Annotated in this window: 13 protein-coding genes; 6 read left to right on the top strand and 7 right to left on the bottom strand. The window is 62.0% G+C overall.

The genetic code is table 11. The features are described 5' to 3' along the window. The 4 genes from C8K18_RS29385 to acnA form a co-directional block, all read left to right on the top strand. On the top strand, nt 1-729 hold a 729-nt coding region (locus C8K18_RS29385; RefSeq protein WP_308810924.1), incomplete at its 5' end, for a citrate/2-methylcitrate synthase. Between the two features lie 99 nt (nt 730-828). Further along, nucleotides 829-1,332: a hypothetical protein gene (locus C8K18_RS29380; RefSeq protein WP_006047552.1), complete on the top strand. Its 504-nt coding sequence runs from the start codon at nt 829-831 to the stop codon at nt 1,330-1,332. A 25-nt stretch (nt 1,333-1,357) separates the two neighbouring features. Next, a complete protein-coding gene (locus tag C8K18_RS29375; RefSeq protein ID WP_006047551.1) occupies nt 1,358-2,809 on the top strand; it encodes a bifunctional 2-methylcitrate dehydratase/aconitate hydratase in 1,452 nt (483 codons plus the stop codon). A 45-nt stretch (nt 2,810-2,854) separates the two neighbouring features. Beyond that, nucleotides 2,855-5,572, top strand: a complete 2,718-nt coding sequence (acnA, locus tag C8K18_RS29370; RefSeq protein ID WP_029967393.1) for an aconitate hydratase AcnA — start codon at nt 2,855-2,857, stop codon at nt 5,570-5,572. A gap of 1,151 nt (nt 5,573-6,723) precedes the next feature. Here acnA and C8K18_RS34195 read toward each other — a convergent pair. After that, nucleotides 6,724-6,978, bottom strand: coding sequence for an Hpt domain-containing protein (locus C8K18_RS34195; protein ID WP_375135823.1), 255 nt, complete (start codon nt 6,976-6,978; stop codon nt 6,724-6,726). Here C8K18_RS34195 and C8K18_RS33895 point away from each other — a divergent pair. After that, nucleotides 6,943-7,284: a hypothetical protein gene (locus C8K18_RS33895; RefSeq protein ID WP_258196217.1), complete on the top strand. Its 342-nt coding sequence runs from the start codon at nt 6,943-6,945 to the stop codon at nt 7,282-7,284. The genes C8K18_RS34195 and C8K18_RS33895 overlap by 36 nt on opposite strands. On the opposite strand, the gene C8K18_RS29355 is transcribed toward C8K18_RS33895, so the two are convergent. From C8K18_RS29355 to C8K18_RS29330, 6 genes are all read right to left on the bottom strand, one after another. After that, the gene (locus C8K18_RS29355; protein WP_006047547.1) at nt 7,281-7,916 is read right to left on the bottom strand and encodes a response regulator transcription factor; all 636 of its coding nucleotides are present in this window, start codon (nt 7,914-7,916) and stop codon (nt 7,281-7,283) included. The genes C8K18_RS33895 and C8K18_RS29355 overlap by 4 nt on opposite strands. Nucleotides 7,917-8,054: 138 nt before the next feature. After that, a complete protein-coding gene (locus C8K18_RS29350; protein WP_107710686.1) occupies nt 8,055-9,116 on the bottom strand; it encodes an OmpA family protein in 1,062 nt (353 codons plus the stop codon). A 154-nt stretch (nt 9,117-9,270) separates the two neighbouring features. Continuing rightward, nucleotides 9,271-10,110 (bottom strand): ABC transporter permease, encoded by an 840-nt coding sequence (locus C8K18_RS29345; RefSeq protein ID WP_006047545.1) that lies wholly within the window; start codon nt 10,108-10,110, stop codon nt 9,271-9,273. A 15-nt stretch (nt 10,111-10,125) separates the two neighbouring features. Then, nucleotides 10,126-11,403, bottom strand: coding sequence for an ABC transporter permease (locus tag C8K18_RS29340; protein WP_044020317.1), 1,278 nt, complete (start codon nt 11,401-11,403; stop codon nt 10,126-10,128). A 116-nt stretch (nt 11,404-11,519) separates the two neighbouring features. Further along, a complete protein-coding gene (locus tag C8K18_RS29335; protein ID WP_006047543.1) occupies nt 11,520-12,569 on the bottom strand; it encodes an ABC transporter substrate-binding protein in 1,050 nt (349 codons plus the stop codon). A gap of 105 nt (nt 12,570-12,674) precedes the next feature. Continuing rightward, nucleotides 12,675-13,793, bottom strand: coding sequence for an ABC transporter ATP-binding protein (locus C8K18_RS29330; protein WP_107710685.1), 1,119 nt, complete (start codon nt 13,791-13,793; stop codon nt 12,675-12,677). Between the two features lie 130 nt (nt 13,794-13,923). Here C8K18_RS29330 and C8K18_RS29325 point away from each other — a divergent pair, with 130 nt between their 5' ends. Continuing rightward, nucleotides 13,924-15,474 (top strand): PLP-dependent aminotransferase family protein, encoded by a 1,551-nt coding sequence (locus C8K18_RS29325; protein WP_107710684.1) that lies wholly within the window; start codon nt 13,924-13,926, stop codon nt 15,472-15,474. The last annotated feature ends 1 nt before the right edge of the window (nt 15,475 follow it).

The raw sequence follows: 15,475 nt of genomic DNA, 5'->3' as shown, positions 1-15,475 counted from the left end.
CTCTACTGGTATCACTACTCGCACAACGGCAAGCGCATCGAAGTCGAAACCGACGACGATTCGATCGGCGGCCACTTCCTGCATCTGCTGCATGGTGTCGAGCCGCCGAAGTCGTGGGTCGATGCGATGCATGTGTCGCTCAATCTGTATGCCGAACACGAGTTCAACGCGTCGACGTTCACCGGGCGCGTGATCGCGGGCACGGGTTCCGACATTTACTCGGCAATTACCGGCGCAATCGGCGCATTGCGTGGACCGAAACACGGCGGCGCCAATGAAGTCGCGTTCGAAATCCAGTCGCGCTATCAGACGCCCGACGAAGCGGAAGCCGACATTCGTAGACGCGTCGAGAACAAGGAAGTGGTGATCGGCTTCGGTCATCCGGTGTATACGATCTCGGACCCGCGCAACAAGGTCATCAAGGAAGTCGCGAAGAAGCTGTCGAAAGAAGCGGGCAACAACAAGCTGTTCAATATCGCCGAGCGTCTTGAAACAGTTATGGCTGAAGTGAAAAAGATGTTTCCGAATCTCGACTGGTTCAGCGCGGTTTCGTACCACATGATGGGCGTGCCGACGGCCATGTTCACACCGCTCTTCGTGATCGCACGCACTGCAGGCTGGAGTGCGCACATCATCGAGCAGCGGATCGACAACAAGATCATCCGTCCGAGCGCTAATTACACCGGACCTGAGAATTTGAAGTACGTGCCGCTAAATAAGCGAAAATAGCGGTCGCTGTGCGCTTCAAGGCGCTGCAGTTCAACCCCGCGGCCGCCAGGACCGGTAGACCGCGTACCGTTTAACTGAAATTAGATAGAAAGGTTCTCCATGAACAAGTTGATGATCGCCGCCGTGATTGGCGCCCTGTCCACGACGATGCTGACCGTCGCGACTGACGCCGCCGCGCAAACGGCGACCACCACGAAGCCCGCCGCCAAGGCCGTGGCCAAGAAGCCGCAGCCGCGCCGTCTGATCAAGCGCAAGGCAAACCCGGTGAAGGAAGCGAAGCTCGATCCGATCCCGGAAGGCGCGGAAAAATGGTCGTGCAACGAAGGCCTGTCGTTCGATCTGAAAGGCGACATGAAGCGTGACCAGATCGTCACGGTTCACTGGGCGAACAAGAACTACAATCTGCCGCGTCAGTCCACGACCACGGGCGCAGACCGTTTCCACGACGCCGCCACCGGCATGGACCTCGTCGTGATCCCGACGAAGGCCATGCTGTTCTCGGACAAGGACAGCTCGCGTCTCGCCGACGAGTGCAAGACGGCAGCCATGGTGCAAGGCGCGCCGGCTCCGACGCAATCGAACGCGATCAACAAGACGAACTAACTGTCGTCATCAGGAAGAGCTCTCGATGTCCGCTCCGATTTCCAACGTGCGACCCGACCCGGACAAAGTCCTGGTCGATATCGTCGACTACGTTCTGGACTATCCGATCGACAGCGCGCTCGCGCTGGAAACCGCGCGTCATTGCCTGATCGATACGCTCGGCTGCGGACTCGAGGCGCTCACCTACCCTGCCTGCACCAAGCTGTTGGGACCCATCGTGCCGGGCACGATCGTCCCCAACGGCGCCAAGGTGCCGGGCACGTCGTTCCAGCTCGACCCGGTTCAGGCCGCCTTCAACATCGGCGCGATGATCCGCTGGCTCGACTTCAACGACACCTGGCTTGCCGCCGAATGGGGTCATCCATCGGATAACCTCGGCGGAATTCTCGCGACAGCCGACTGGCTCTCGCGTACGGCCATCGCAGCGGGCAAAGCGCCGCTGACGATGAAAGACGTGTTGATCGCGATGATCAAGGCGCACGAAATTCAAGGCTGTATCGCGCTCGAAAACTCCTTTAACAAGGTCGGGCTCGATCATGTATTGCTGGTGAAGCTCGCGTCCACGGCGGTCGTCGGTCAGTTGATCGGCCTCACGCGCGACGAGCTCATCAACGCGGTCTCGCAGGCGCTCGTCGACGGGCAAGCGCTGCGCACGTACCGCCATGCGCCGAACACCGGCTCGCGCAAATCATGGGCCGCCGGCGACGCGACCTCGCGCGCCGTACGTCTCGCGCTCATTTCGAAAACTGGCGAGATGGGCTATCCGTCGGTGCTGACGGCGAAGACGTGGGGCTTTTACGATGTGCTCTTCAAGAGCAACGCGTTCAAATTCCAGCGCCCGTACGGCTCCTATGTGATGGAAAACGTGCTCTTCAAGATCTCGTTTCCGGCCGAGTTCCACGCGCAGACCGCCGTCGAAGCGGCCATGACGTTGCAGGCGCAGCTCGTCGCGCACGGCAAGCATGTGGACGACATCCGCAAGATCACGATCCGCACGCACGAAGCCGCGATTCGCATCATCGATAAAAAAGGTCCGCTCAATAATCCGGCCGACCGCGATCATTGCATTCAGTACATGATCGCGGTGCCGCTGATCTTCGGCCGCGTGACGGCTGCCGATTACGAAGATTCGGTCGCGCAAGACGCGCGTATCGATGTGCTGCGCGCCAAAATGCAATGCGTCGAAGACGCGCAGTTCACGAAGGATTACCACGATCCCGAGAAGCGTTCGATCGCCAATGCACTGACGATCGAATTCAACGACGGATCGCGGTTCGACGAAGTCGTAGTCGAATACCCGATCGGTCATAAGCGTCGTCGCGAAGACGGAATTCCGTTGCTGGTCGAGAAGTTCAGGACCAACCTCGCGCGCCGCTTCCCGGTCAAGCAACAACTGGCGATCCTCGACGTGTCGCTGGATCAGGCGCGGCTCGAAGCCATGCCGGTCAATGAGTACGTCGATTTGTACGTCATCTAGTCAAGTTAAGTACTGTAGTTCCGCGATCAAACCAAGGAAAACACCATGGCCCACAACCTCCACAAAACGCTCAAGGAATTCGACAGCGGTTCCGGCAAAGGCAAGTTCTACTCCCTGCCGCAACTCGGCAAGGCACTGAACATCAAGATCGACCGCCTGCCGGTTTCGATCCGAATCGTGCTGGAATCGGTGCTGCGTAACTACGACGGCAAGAAAATCGCCGAAGAACACATCACGCAACTGGCGAACTGGAAGCCGACGGCGGCACGCGTCGACGAAATCCCGTTCGTCGTGTCGCGCGTGGTGCTGCAGGACTTCACCGGCGTGCCGCTGCTCGCCGACATCGCTGCAATGCGCGGCGTCGCGAAGCGCGTGGGCAAGAATCCGAAGTCGATCGAGCCGCTGGTGCCGGTCGATCTGGTCGTCGATCACTCGGTGCAGATTGACCACTTCCGCGAAAAGAACGCGCTCGACCTGAACATGAAACTGGAATTCCAGCGCAATAACGAGCGCTACCAGTTCATGAAGTGGGGCATGCAGGCATTCGACACGTTCAAGGTCGTGCCGCCGGGCGTCGGCATCGTTCACCAGGTGAACCTCGAGTACCTCGCACGCGGCGTGCACAAGAAGGCCGACGGCACGGACACCGTGTACTACCCGGATTCGCTGGTCGGCACGGACAGCCACACGACGATGATCAACGGCATCGGCGTGGTCGGCTGGGGCGTGGGCGGTATCGAAGCTGAAGCCGGCATGCTCGGCCAGCCGGTGTACTTCCTGACGCCGGACGTGGTCGGCGTGCACCTGAAGGGCAAGCTGCGCGAAGGCGTGACGGCAACCGACCTGGTGCTGACCATCACCGAACTGCTGCGTAAAGAGAAGGTTGTCGGCAAGTTCGTCGAGTTCTTCGGCGAAGGCACGCGCTCGCTGTCGCTGCCGGACCGCGCGACGATCGGCAACATGGCGCCGGAATACGGCGCGACCATGGGCTTTTTCCCGGTCGACGAAAAAACCATCGACTACTTCAAGGGCACGGGCCGCACGGACGCAGAAATCTCGGCGTTCCAGAACTACTTCAAGGCTCAGAACCTGTTCGGCATTCCGAAGGACGGCGACATCGACTACACGAAGGTCGTCACGCTGGATCTCGGCACCGTCGCGCCGTCGCTGGCAGGCCCGAAGCGTCCGCAAGACCGCATCGAAATCGGTCATGTGAAGTCGACGTTCAGCGACCTGTTCTCGAAGCCGGTTGCCGAAAACGGCTTTGCGAAGAAGCCCGACGATCTGAACGCGCAATACACGACGACCAACGGCGTCAACGTGAAGAACGGCGACGTGCTGATCGCCGCGATCACGTCGTGCACGAACACGTCGAACCCGAGCGTGCTGCTGGCTGCCGGCCTGCTCGCGAAGAAGGCGGTCGAAGCTGGCCTGACGGTCGCTCCGCACATCAAGACGTCGCTGGCTCCGGGATCGCGTATCGTCACCGAGTATCTGACGAAGACCGGCCTGCTGCCGTACCTCGACAAGCTCGGCTTCACGCTGGCCGCTTACGGTTGCACGACCTGTATCGGCAACGCGGGCGACCTGACGCCGGAACTGAACGAAGCGATCACGAAGAACGACATCGTCGCGGCTGCCGTGCTGTCGGGCAACCGTAACTTCGAAGCGCGTATTCACCCGAACATCCGCGCGAACTTCCTGGCTTCGCCGCCGCTGGTCGTGGCTTACGCGATCGCCGGCAACATCACGCGCGACCTGATGACCGAACCGGTCGGCAAGGGCAAGGGCGGCAAGGACGTCTACCTCGGCGACATCTGGCCGACCAGCGACGAAGTCAACGACCTGCTCAAGTTCGCGCTCGACGCCGAAGCGTTCCGCAAGAACTACTCGTCGCTGACCAAGAAGGGCGACCTGTGGAGCAAGATCGAAGGCGAGGAAGGTCAGGTCTACGACTGGCCGAAGTCGACGTACATTGCAGAGCCGCCGTTCTTCGGCGACGACTTCTCGATGACGCCGGCCGACAGCATCGCCGCCGTGAAGAACGCGCGCGCGCTGGGCATTTTCGGTGACTCGGTCACGACCGACCACATCAGCCCGGCTGGCTCGATCAAGGAAGACTCGCCGGCAGGCAAGTGGCTGAAGGCAAACGGCGTGCAGAAGGCCGACTTCAACAGCTACGGCTCGCGCCGCGGCAACCACGACGTGATGATGCGCGGCACGTTCGCGAACGTCCGGATCAAGAACCTGATGATCCCGGCGAAGGCAGACGGTTCGCGCGTGGAAGGCGGCCTGACGATTCACCAGCCGAGCGGCGAACAACTGTCCATCTATGATGCAGCGATGAAGTACATCGACGCCGGCACGCCGACCATCGTGTTCGCGGGCGAAGAGTACGGCACGGGCTCGTCGCGCGACTGGGCGGCGAAGGGCACGCAACTGCTGGGCGTGAAGGCTGTGGTCGCACGCAGCTTCGAGCGGATTCACCGTTCGAACCTGGTCGGCATGGGCGTTCTGCCGCTGCAATTCAAGGGCTCGGACAGCGTGCAATCGCTCGGCATTACCGGCGAAGAAACGTACGACATCGAAGGGCTCGGCGCGGACTTCAAGCCGCAGCAGGAAGTGACGCTCGTGATTCGCAGCAAGGACGGCCAGGAGAAGCGCGTGCCGGTGCTGCTGCGTATCGACACGCCGATCGAAGTCGACTACTACAAGCACGGCGGTATTCTGCCGTTCGTGCTGCGTTCGCTGCTGGCTGCTTAAGGCTCGCGACGACGCAAACAGCTTGCTGTTTTGCAGGGGCTGCGTCCTGTGGAGGGCGCAGCCGACTTTTGAAGCCCGACCTTGGTCGGGCTTTTTTTTCGTCGATGGTTTTAGCGCTTATGGCTGCGCGCGGTCGGCCTGGAAAGCGGCGGGATTGTCGGTAATCCGGCGCTGCGTCATGTGAGCATTCCAGTCGGAGTCGGCTTGCGAAGATGCCGGCGACGTTGCACGTGTGTTGGCGTTTGCGCGCCGCTGTTGAGCGGCCCAATCGAACAATGCCGCGCTCTCGGTTGAGTCGTTTGCGAGAGTTCGCGGTGTGGGCCGCTCGGGTTGCCCCTGTCCCCTCGATACCGAAGAGTTCGCCAGCGAATCAACCGAATGATTCGATCCGCGACGCAGTCTTTCAATTTCCACGCGATCCGCCAGTGCCGCTGTAGTTGTCGCAGTGCGATACGCTTTTGCCGAGCGGTTGTCTGCGGCGATATGGCGTGACGTACCGGCGTTACGCTGCGAGTCGGCACGTTGTTGCGGCGAACTCGCTGTGTCGACGCGATGTGCGGCTTGCGGTGACCGAGCCGTCACTGACGATGACGCCTGCGCCTGCGCCTGCGCAGTACGTTGAGGCGCTTCTGCCACGCGTGGCATCGGCTTGGGTGCGTCTGGTTGGACGTCTGCTAATGGCTGAACTGTCACGCGGCCAGTACGCGTCGACGTTGCAGACGGCTTTGCCGCTGTTGCGAATTGATCGGCGACGTCGTGCGTGGAACAGGTCGCCAGGAGCCACGCGAGCGCAATGCTGCAGCCCACGAAGATCGCGGCGCCAAGCATCCGATCCGAACGCGACGAATGCGGACGCACGTAGTCCGCCTGGAGGTAATGCCGCGCTTCTGCCAATTGCTCGTCGAAACGGCTGTCAGAATTGGGCCGCTGCGGCAACTTGTAGAAGAATCGGAATCTGTTGTTCGGTGGATTCCGTCGGCGAGGTTGCGACCTTGGCGTGTATTGCGGCACGCCCGGCATTGCCGGTTGCGGGACGCGCTCCTGCGTGTACGACGCCGACCGTCGCCACGAGCCGAAAGGCGGCGGCAAACCGGACAGCGGACGCGAGCTGGGAAGCGCAAGCGCGCCCTCGATCAAGGCCAACGGCCTGTTCATGGTCGTGCGCTCCGGTGTTCGTCACGCCCGCCTTCGAGTTGCTCGATCAGCGCTCGCATGCGTGCGGCAAGCGCATCAATTAGTCTGCAAGTGTGCTCCGATCGCGTGGTGGGTACGCGCCGCAATGCGTCCATCAAACTGTGCGCGCCGACAAGTCCTAGCGCCCCGCTGAGCCTGTGCAACAGAGGCCGTAAATCGTCGAAGTCGCCTTCGCTTTGCAGATTGCCGAGACGGTCGAGATCGTTGCGCATCGCCACGCACCATCCTTCGAGAAATGCGCCGAGATCGATCCCTTCGTGGATCAGTGCATCAAGATAGCGGCGATCGAATGGCTCGAAAGAAGGACTCACGCCTTTGCCGGAATCACGAGCCTGCTCGCGCGAGTCGGACGGCCGCGCGTTAGCGTCAGCCCGCGACGTGTTTCTCCCAACAGCGGGAAGGGTGACCTGCTGCGTTGCGTGCGCGCCGTCCAGCTCAACAGCGCGCTGCGCCGGCTGGTGACAATCGGCGCCTTCGCCGCAATGCAGACTGGTCTTGTTCATAGCGGCTGGAACTAGCTGATCAGCTTGTGCAACGAAGCAAATTCGATCAACGCTGCGAGCGACGACACCCCGAGCTTCTCCTGGATACGGCTCTTGTAGGTACTCACCGTCTTGTCGCTCATGAAGAGCGCGTCGCCGATCGCCTTGTTCGACATGCCCCGCGAGAGCATCTGCAAAATGACGAGTTCCTTGTCGGACAGCAGCATGATCCGGCCTTCCTCGCCGCTCGGCGCCATGCCCGGCGCAATGCTCGCGCCGTTGGGTCCGACCGGAAAAACCGTATAGCCCGCGAGCACCGCTTCGACGCCGCGCAAGATTTCCTTCATGTCCTGCGACTTGCCGACGAAGCCGTGAACGCCCGAACGCATTGCGCGCGGCGCGAAGGTCGCCGCGTCGTGGCCCGACAGCACCATCAGGCGAATCGAAGGATGCACGAGCTTCAGACGCGGAATCACATCGAGTCCGCTGATGCGCGGAATGTCCAGGTCGAGTATCGCGAGGTCGGGCTTGTATTGGCGAGCCATCTCGACAGCGGTCTGGCCGTTGTCCGCCTCGACCACTTGTTCGACGCTAAGCAGTTGCATGAGCTGCAACCGGACAATCATCCGGAACGCTGGGTGGTCATCGATAATCAGAATAGTCGACATGTGTTGCATTTCTCCTGAAAAACTTCCATTTCCGGTTGGGGCGATCATGGACTTCTGACGGCCCTCTCGTGACCTCCCGGCAGCCATAAGCCGTTGGCGTCCGCGGGGTACGACGTTCGTGTGCGCAACCTGAGCAGATCAGGAAGGCGCGACGACGAACTCGATCTCCACCCTCCGGTTCGGTGCGAGACATCGCACCAGTTCATCGCGCCTGGTTTGCCGGCATTGCGCCACCGGTTTCGCACTGCCAAGCCCGCGAATAGCGATTGGCACGGTGACGCCGCGAGCGCGCAGATACGCTGCTACCGTTTGCGCGCGTTGCAGCGACAGGCTCTGGTTATGGGCGTTGTCGCCGAGACGGTCGGTGTAGCCGGTGATCCTGAGTTCGCGAAGCGTGGCCGTTGTCTTCATGCTTCGCGCCACTTTGTCGAGTTCGCGTCTGCCGGCGGCCAGCATCGCGGCATCGTTGCCGCCGTCGAAACGGAACAGCGAGTCGGCGCGCAGCGTGACCGTTCGTGGCATTGCCGGACTCTGCGCCGCAGCGCTCGCGGGCACGGCCTGCTTGCATTGCAGCGCGCTCTCGGCCGATTTACGCAAGTTATCCTGAATGTCCGGCAGACGCTTTTCGGCATGAGCGAAGTTGCGTACCCATGCATCATGGCCCGCTTGCATGAGCTGGACTTCAGCGCATGCGAGCGGCTGCTGCGCTTCGCGACACGAAGCCGTGACCGGGTCCGACTTGATGGTATTGACGATCTTCCACAGATCGGGACGCACCACGGAGACGGTGCGCAGCGCCGGATTGGCAGCCGATAACGACGTGCCATTTTCAAGGCCCAGGGTGATGACCGCCGCCTGACCGATGGCCTCCTCGACGAAACCCCAGTGGTCGCCGGCTTGCCGCGCCTCCTGGCCCGCGCTGATCCAGCACTGCGCCTTCGCGCGGAAATAGCCGTTCTGTTCAGGCGGCAAGCGGTTCAGCCGCGCTTGCAATGACGCGAGCGCCGTGCCGCCGCTGGCAGCGGGCGCGTATGCGTTGATCCATTGCGGGTTGGCGGCGCCTGCCGCCTCGTCTTGCGAGGCGCCAATGCCGGATTGAAGCAGGGTGGGGTCTTGAATGCCGAGCCGTGCGCGCGCGGCGTGATCCGCGCAAGCTGTCAGTGTGAGCGCACACACAAGCACGGTTAGCGGGGTTTTCATTGGTTATCTGCGCCTCGCGCATCTTTTTATCAAGGGATAAAAGTATGACGAGACGCAGAAGCCCGCGGAATGGGATGAATCTTAGAACGGTGTCAAGAGTTGTCGATTCTCATGTTGCATCAACGAAGTTATCGACTATTTGCTCGCGCCGCATTTACGCCCGAACCGCGCGCGCCGCATTGCGGCCACGAAGCCATTCCAGCGCCAGCAATAAGCACGTCGAAAAAATAATCAGAATGGTGGCGAGCGCTGCAATCGTCGGGCTGATATTTTCGCGGATGCCGGTGAACATCTGGCGCGGCAGTGTCGTCTGGTCCGCGCCGGCCAGGAAGAGCGTGACGACGACTTCATCGAACGACGTCGCGAACGCAAACAAGGCGCCGGAAATCACGCCTGGTGCAATCACGGGCAATGTGATGCGAAAGAACGTCTTCACCGGATTTGCGCCAAGCGACAAGCTCGCGCGCACGAGGTTGTAGTTGAAGCCCTGCAAGGTCGCGGCCACCGTCGTCACGACAAACGGCACGCCGAGCGACGCATGCGCGAGAATCAGCCCGACATACGTATTGGCGAGTCCGAGCGGCGCAAAAAACAGATACATGCCGACGCCGACAACAACCACCGGCACGATCATCGGCGAAATCAGGATTGCCATGAGCAAGCCCTTGCCGCGGAAGTTGGCTTTCGTGAGGCCGATTGCCGCCAGCGTGCCAAGCACAGTCGCGACTACGGTCGCGGACGGCGCGACAATAAAGCTATTCTTAGCCGCCATACGCCATTCATCGGACGCAATCAGATTCTGATACCAGCGCAGAGACCAACCCGGAATCGGATAGACGAGGAACGTACTCGATGAGAACGACAGCGGCACGATCGCGAGCACGGGCAGGATCAGATACAGCAGCGTGAGCACGGCAAGCGCACGCAACGCGAAATACCACGCGCGCTCCACCCAGGACGTGTGCGGCGCGAACAGGGGCTTGGCAAGTTTCATGTCGGTAGGCTCCGTTCAGCCGAGGCTCAGCGATGAACGCGTGAAGCGTCCATAGATCACATACAGCACCAGCGTCGCCGCAAGCAGCAGCGCGCCGAGCGCACACGCCATGCCCCAGTTGATCGTCACGTTGGTGAAGTAGGCCACGTAGTAGCTGACCATCTGGTCGTTCGGGCCGCCGAGCAGCGCCGGCGTGATGTAGTAGCCGATCGCCAGAATGAAGACGAGCAACGCGCCCGCGCCGATGCCGGGATAGGTCTGCGGCACATACACGCGCCAGAATGCGGCGAACGGATGGCTGCCGAGCGAAATGGCCGCGCGCTGATACGTCGGCGGAATCGACTTCATCACGCTGTAGAGCGGCAGGATCATGAACGGCAGCAAAATGTGCGTCATCGAAATATAGACGCCGGTGCGGTTGAACAGCAGCGCGAGCGGATCGTGCAGCAGGCCGCTGCCGACCAGCGCCTTGTTCACGAGACCTTCGCTCTGCAAGATGACGATCCATGCCGCCACGCGCACGAGGATCGACGTCCAGAAAGGAATCAGCACGAGGATCATCACGAGATTCGCGCGACGCTCCGACAGCGTCGAAATCCAGTAAGCGAGCGGATAGCCAAGCAGCAGCGCGAACAACGTAACGGCAGCGCCGATCACGAAGGTGCGGGTGAACACGGCGAGATAGATCTGCTGGTCGGGATCGGTCGGAATGATGTGACCGAACGCGTCCTGCTTGTGATCGAGCGAAGCGAGCACGTAGAACGGCGAATACGGACTGCCGTTCTTCGCGATGGCTTGCCAGTACGCGATGTTGTTCCAGCGTTCGTCGAGCTCGGCGAACTTCGCGTGAAATTGCGCGGGCGTCAGTTGCAACGGCTTGCTGTTGTCGTCGACGAAGGGCATCGCGCGCGCCGACTTGGCGACCAGCGAGCGATAACCAGGAATTTCCACATTGAGCCGGCGCGCGAGCGCGCCCATGCCGTCGCTATCGGCGATGGCGGTCAGATCGGTCGCCAGTGCGGCGTATGCGGCATCGGGCGGCGGCGTCTTGCGGTCCCATGCATGCAGTGCGCTGAGCGTATGCGGCAACGCGTTCACGACTTCGGGATTCTGCGCGGCGCGGGTCAGCAACGCGCCGATCGGCACGACGAAGATCAGCAGCAGAAAAATCGCGAGCGGCGCGATGAGCAGCAGCGCCATCGCACGCTTTTTCGCTTCCGCGGCCTTCAGTTCGCGCTTGAGCCGGCCGGTTGATTCCGGCGTGGAATCGGCGGCGATCGTCATCGTAGTCACACCTGGTCTCCCTGCAAAGCTGCGGACCGGAGCAGCGTTAGTCCGGCTCCAGTCCATCCACCCGCGCGCGCAGCGGATCGCTCCAACGCGCGCGCGTCATCGCATCACTTCACGGCTTACTTCGAAGCCCACGACGAGAAACGCTGCTCCAGCTCGTCGCCATGATCGGTCCAGAACGACAGGTTCTGCAGCACCGCGTTCTTGCCGTTAGCCGGCGAGTTCGGCAGATTCGAGAGCGTCTTCGCGTCGAGCCCCTTGATCGCCGCCACGTTCACCGGACCATAAGCGATGTGGTGCGCGTAGTCCTGCTGCGGCTTCGACGAAAGCGTGTACGCGATGTACTTCTCGGCCAGCGCCTTGTTCGGCGAGCCCTTCGGAATCGCCCAATAGTCGAGGTCGTAAATGCTGCCGTTCCACACGACCTTGAGGTTCTTGCCTTCCTTCTGCGCGGCGTCGATGCGGCCGTTATACGCCGTCGACATCACCACGTCGCCCGCCACGAGAAACTGCGGCGGCTGCGCGCCCGCTTCCCACCACTGGATGTTCGGCTTCAGCTCGTCGAGCTTCTTGAACGCGCGGTCCTGGCCTTCCTTCGTCGCCAGCACCTTGTAGACGTCTTTCGGCGCGACGCCGTCGGCCATCAGCGCGAACTCGAGGTTGTAGCGCGCGCCCTTGCGCATCGCACGCTTGCCCGGAATCTTCTTCACGTCCCAGAAATCGGCCCAGCCGGACGGCGCGCTCTTCAGCTTGTCGGCGTTATACGCGAGCGCCGTCGACCACACGAAAAAGCCCACGCCGCAAGTTTGCGGCGCTTCAGGAATCAGATCCGACTTCTTGCCGATCTTCGACCAGTCGAGCTTTTCATACAGACCTTCGTCGCAACCGCGGCCGATGTCGCCCGACTCCACTTCCACCACGTCCCAGTTGACATGCTTGGCCTCGACCATCGCCTTGACCTTGGCCTGCTCGCCGTTGTATTCGACGGCGGTCACCTTGCTGCTGGTCTGCGATTCGAACGGCTGGTTGAACGCTGCCTTTTGCGCGTCCCCGTTGGCGCCGCCGAAGTTGACGACCGTCAGTTCGGCCGCATTCACCTGCGCCGCGCCCAGCGCGAGCGCCACAGCACCGACAGCGATGGCGCAGCGCGATTTCCCGATCTTGCTCATGGTGTGTTGCTCTCCTTTGGTGGTGGTTTCAAGCATGAGTCCATGCGACGTTCTTATGTGCTGCTGACTGCCCCGCTGATGCAATCATGCTCGCGTTTGCCGCGCTTACGCCCCCGCGAATACCCGCAGATGCTCCGGCGCGAACTCGAGCGCGACGGGCGCGCCGGGTGCGAACGCGTTGAGCGCGTCGGTGCCGAGCGGCACCTTGACGAAGCACTCGTCCTGCTGCGGCAAACCGCAGCGCATCCGCACGTGATCGCCGAAATAGATGAGTCCGCGCGCTTCGCCGGCAAGCGCGTTGGCGCCCGGCCGCGCAGGGCCGTTGGCATGTCCATTGCCGCCCGCCGAGAGCTTCATGCGTTCCGGCCGGATGCACGCGATGGCCGGCGTGCCCGCCCGCGCGCCGCCGATATTGCGGCCCGTCACCCGCGTGCCGTCGGCCAGATGAAGCTCGCAATATTCGCCGTTCACGTTGGCGATCGTGCCGCGCAGCTTGTTGCTGTCGCCGATGAAGTTCGCGACGAATTCGTTGCACGGCGATTCGTACAGACGGTCCACCGTATCGAGTTGCTGCACGATGCCTTTATCGAAGACGGCGACGCGATCGGACATGGTCAACGCCTCGCCCTGATCGTGCGTGACGTAGACAAAGGTCACGCCGAGCTTCTCGTGCAGCGACTTCAGTTCGTACTGCATGTGTTCGCGCAATTGCTTGTCGAGCGCGCCGAGCGGCTCGTCCATCAGCACGAGTTTCGGCTCGAACACCAGCGCGCGTGCAAGCGCAATGCGCTGCTGCTGTCCGCCCGAAAGCTGCGCGGGATAGCGCTTGGCGAAGCTCTCCATGCGCACCATCTTCAATGCGTTATTCGTGCGATGCGCGCGCTCTTCGGCGGAAACCTTGCGCACGGTCAGCGGATACGCGACGTTCTGCTCGACCGTGAGATGCGGGAACAGCGCGTAGTTCTGAAACACCATGCCGATGTTGCGCTTGTGCGGCGGCACGGTATTGAGCAATGTGCCGTCGAGCCAGATCTCGCCGCCGGTGGGAAATTCGAAACCGGCGAGCATCATCAGACAGGTGGTTTTGCCGGAACCCGACGGCCCGAGCAGCGTCAGGAATTCGCCCTGATAGATGTCCAGATCCAGTTGCTTGACGACCAGCGTTTCGCCGTCGTACGTCTTGCGCACGCCTCGAAAGCTGACGATCACTTCATCCGTTTTCATCGCCGTAGTCTCCTCTGCGGTCGAGCCGGCTGCTCTTGCGTAGCAGCGGGCTTGCATCAATTGCGTGGCCCACTATAGACCGTTACGGTTCTACAATATGGAACCATTTCATTATTCCGGATAGAACCACTTGGATACGATCATCTTGTCGGATTGGCTCGCCGCCAGGCTTGATCGCGCGGCCTCGGAACCGCTCTACCGGCAGACGTTGCGGCTGATGCAGCAGGCCATTCTCACCGGTCAGTTGCCGCCTGGCACCAAGCTGCCGAGTTCGCGCACGCTCGCCGAAGACCTGGGCATCGCGCGCAACACGGTGCTGCATGTGTACGACCAGTTGACCGCCGAAGGCTACGTGATCTCGACCACGGGCAGCGGCACCTATGTCGCCGACACGCAGCCGGACAGCGCCGCCGTCAACGCGCGCCGAAAGCCGGCGGTGGCGGCGGTTGGCGCTACGGCCGGTGCGGCAGTCGGCACGCAAACCAAACCGCCGAAGCGCGATCTGAACGACCTGTCCAATCGGGGGCGGCGTCTGATCGGCCAGGCCGGGGTCTCGGCGAAACAATGGGGCGCCTTCATGCCGGGCGTGCCGGACGTCGCGGAATTTCCGGCCCGAACGTGGAGCCGCCTGCAAGCGCGTTTGTGGAAAGAAGCGAATCCGGATCTGCTGACGTATGCGCCCGGCGGCGGCTATCGTCCGCTGCGCCGCGCGTTGTCGGACTATCTGCGCGTCGCGCGCTCGGTGAATTGCACGCCGGATCAGATCATCATCACTACGGGTATTCACCAATCCATCGATCTCGCCGTGCGTCTGTTAACCGACGTCGGCGATCGCGCCTGGGTGGAGGAGCCGTGCTATTGGGGCGCGCGCAGCGTGTTGCAGTCGTCGGGAATCACGCTGGTGCCGGTGCCCGTGGACGATGAAGGTCTCAATCCGCGTGAGGAGGATTTGCGGGAGCCGCCGCGCCTCGCGCTCGTGACGCCGTCGCATCAATACCCTCTCGGCATGGTGATGAGTCTCGCGCGCCGCCGAACGTTGCTCGAATACGCGCGTCAGCACAACGTGTGGATCATCGAGGACGATTACGACAGCGAGTTTCGCTACGGCAGCCGGCCGCTTGCGTCGCTGCAAGGTCTCGACGACGCCGGTCAGGTCATTTACGTGGGCAGCCTCGGCAAGATGCTCTTTCCGGGTCTGCGCATGGGCTACATGATCGCGCCGGAGCATCTCGTCGATACGTTTCGCATGGGCGTCGCGGAGCTTTATCGCGAAGGACAGTTGATGCAGCAAGCCGTCATGACCGACTTCATCATGGACGGCCACCTCACGTCGCACGTTCGGCGCATGCGCGCGCTGTACGGAGAGCGCAGGCAAATTCTGATCGACGCGATCACCGCGCGTTTCGGCAGCGAATTGCCGGTGATGGGCGACGAAGCGGGCTTGCATCTGGTGCTGGGTCTGCCGGATCACGCGGACGACCGCGCGGTGACGGCGGCCGCATTCGACGCCGGCGTGATCGTGCGGCCGCTCGCGACCTATTACAGCAGCGATCCGCCCGCGCGGCGCGGGCTGTTGCTCGGCTATGCGTGCGTGCCGAACGAGAAGATCGGGCCCGCGTTCGACACGCTCGCGCGCGTCATCGAGCAGACAGCGTTGAAGACGCCGACGCGCGCCGCCTGAG

The sequence above is a fragment of the Paraburkholderia sp. GV068 genome (assembly GCF_003058125.1).
Classification (GTDB): domain Bacteria; phylum Pseudomonadota; class Gammaproteobacteria; order Burkholderiales; family Burkholderiaceae; genus Paraburkholderia; species Paraburkholderia graminis.
Note: the sequence above shows the minus strand (reverse complement) of the source record. Positions and strands in the feature narration are given on the sequence as shown.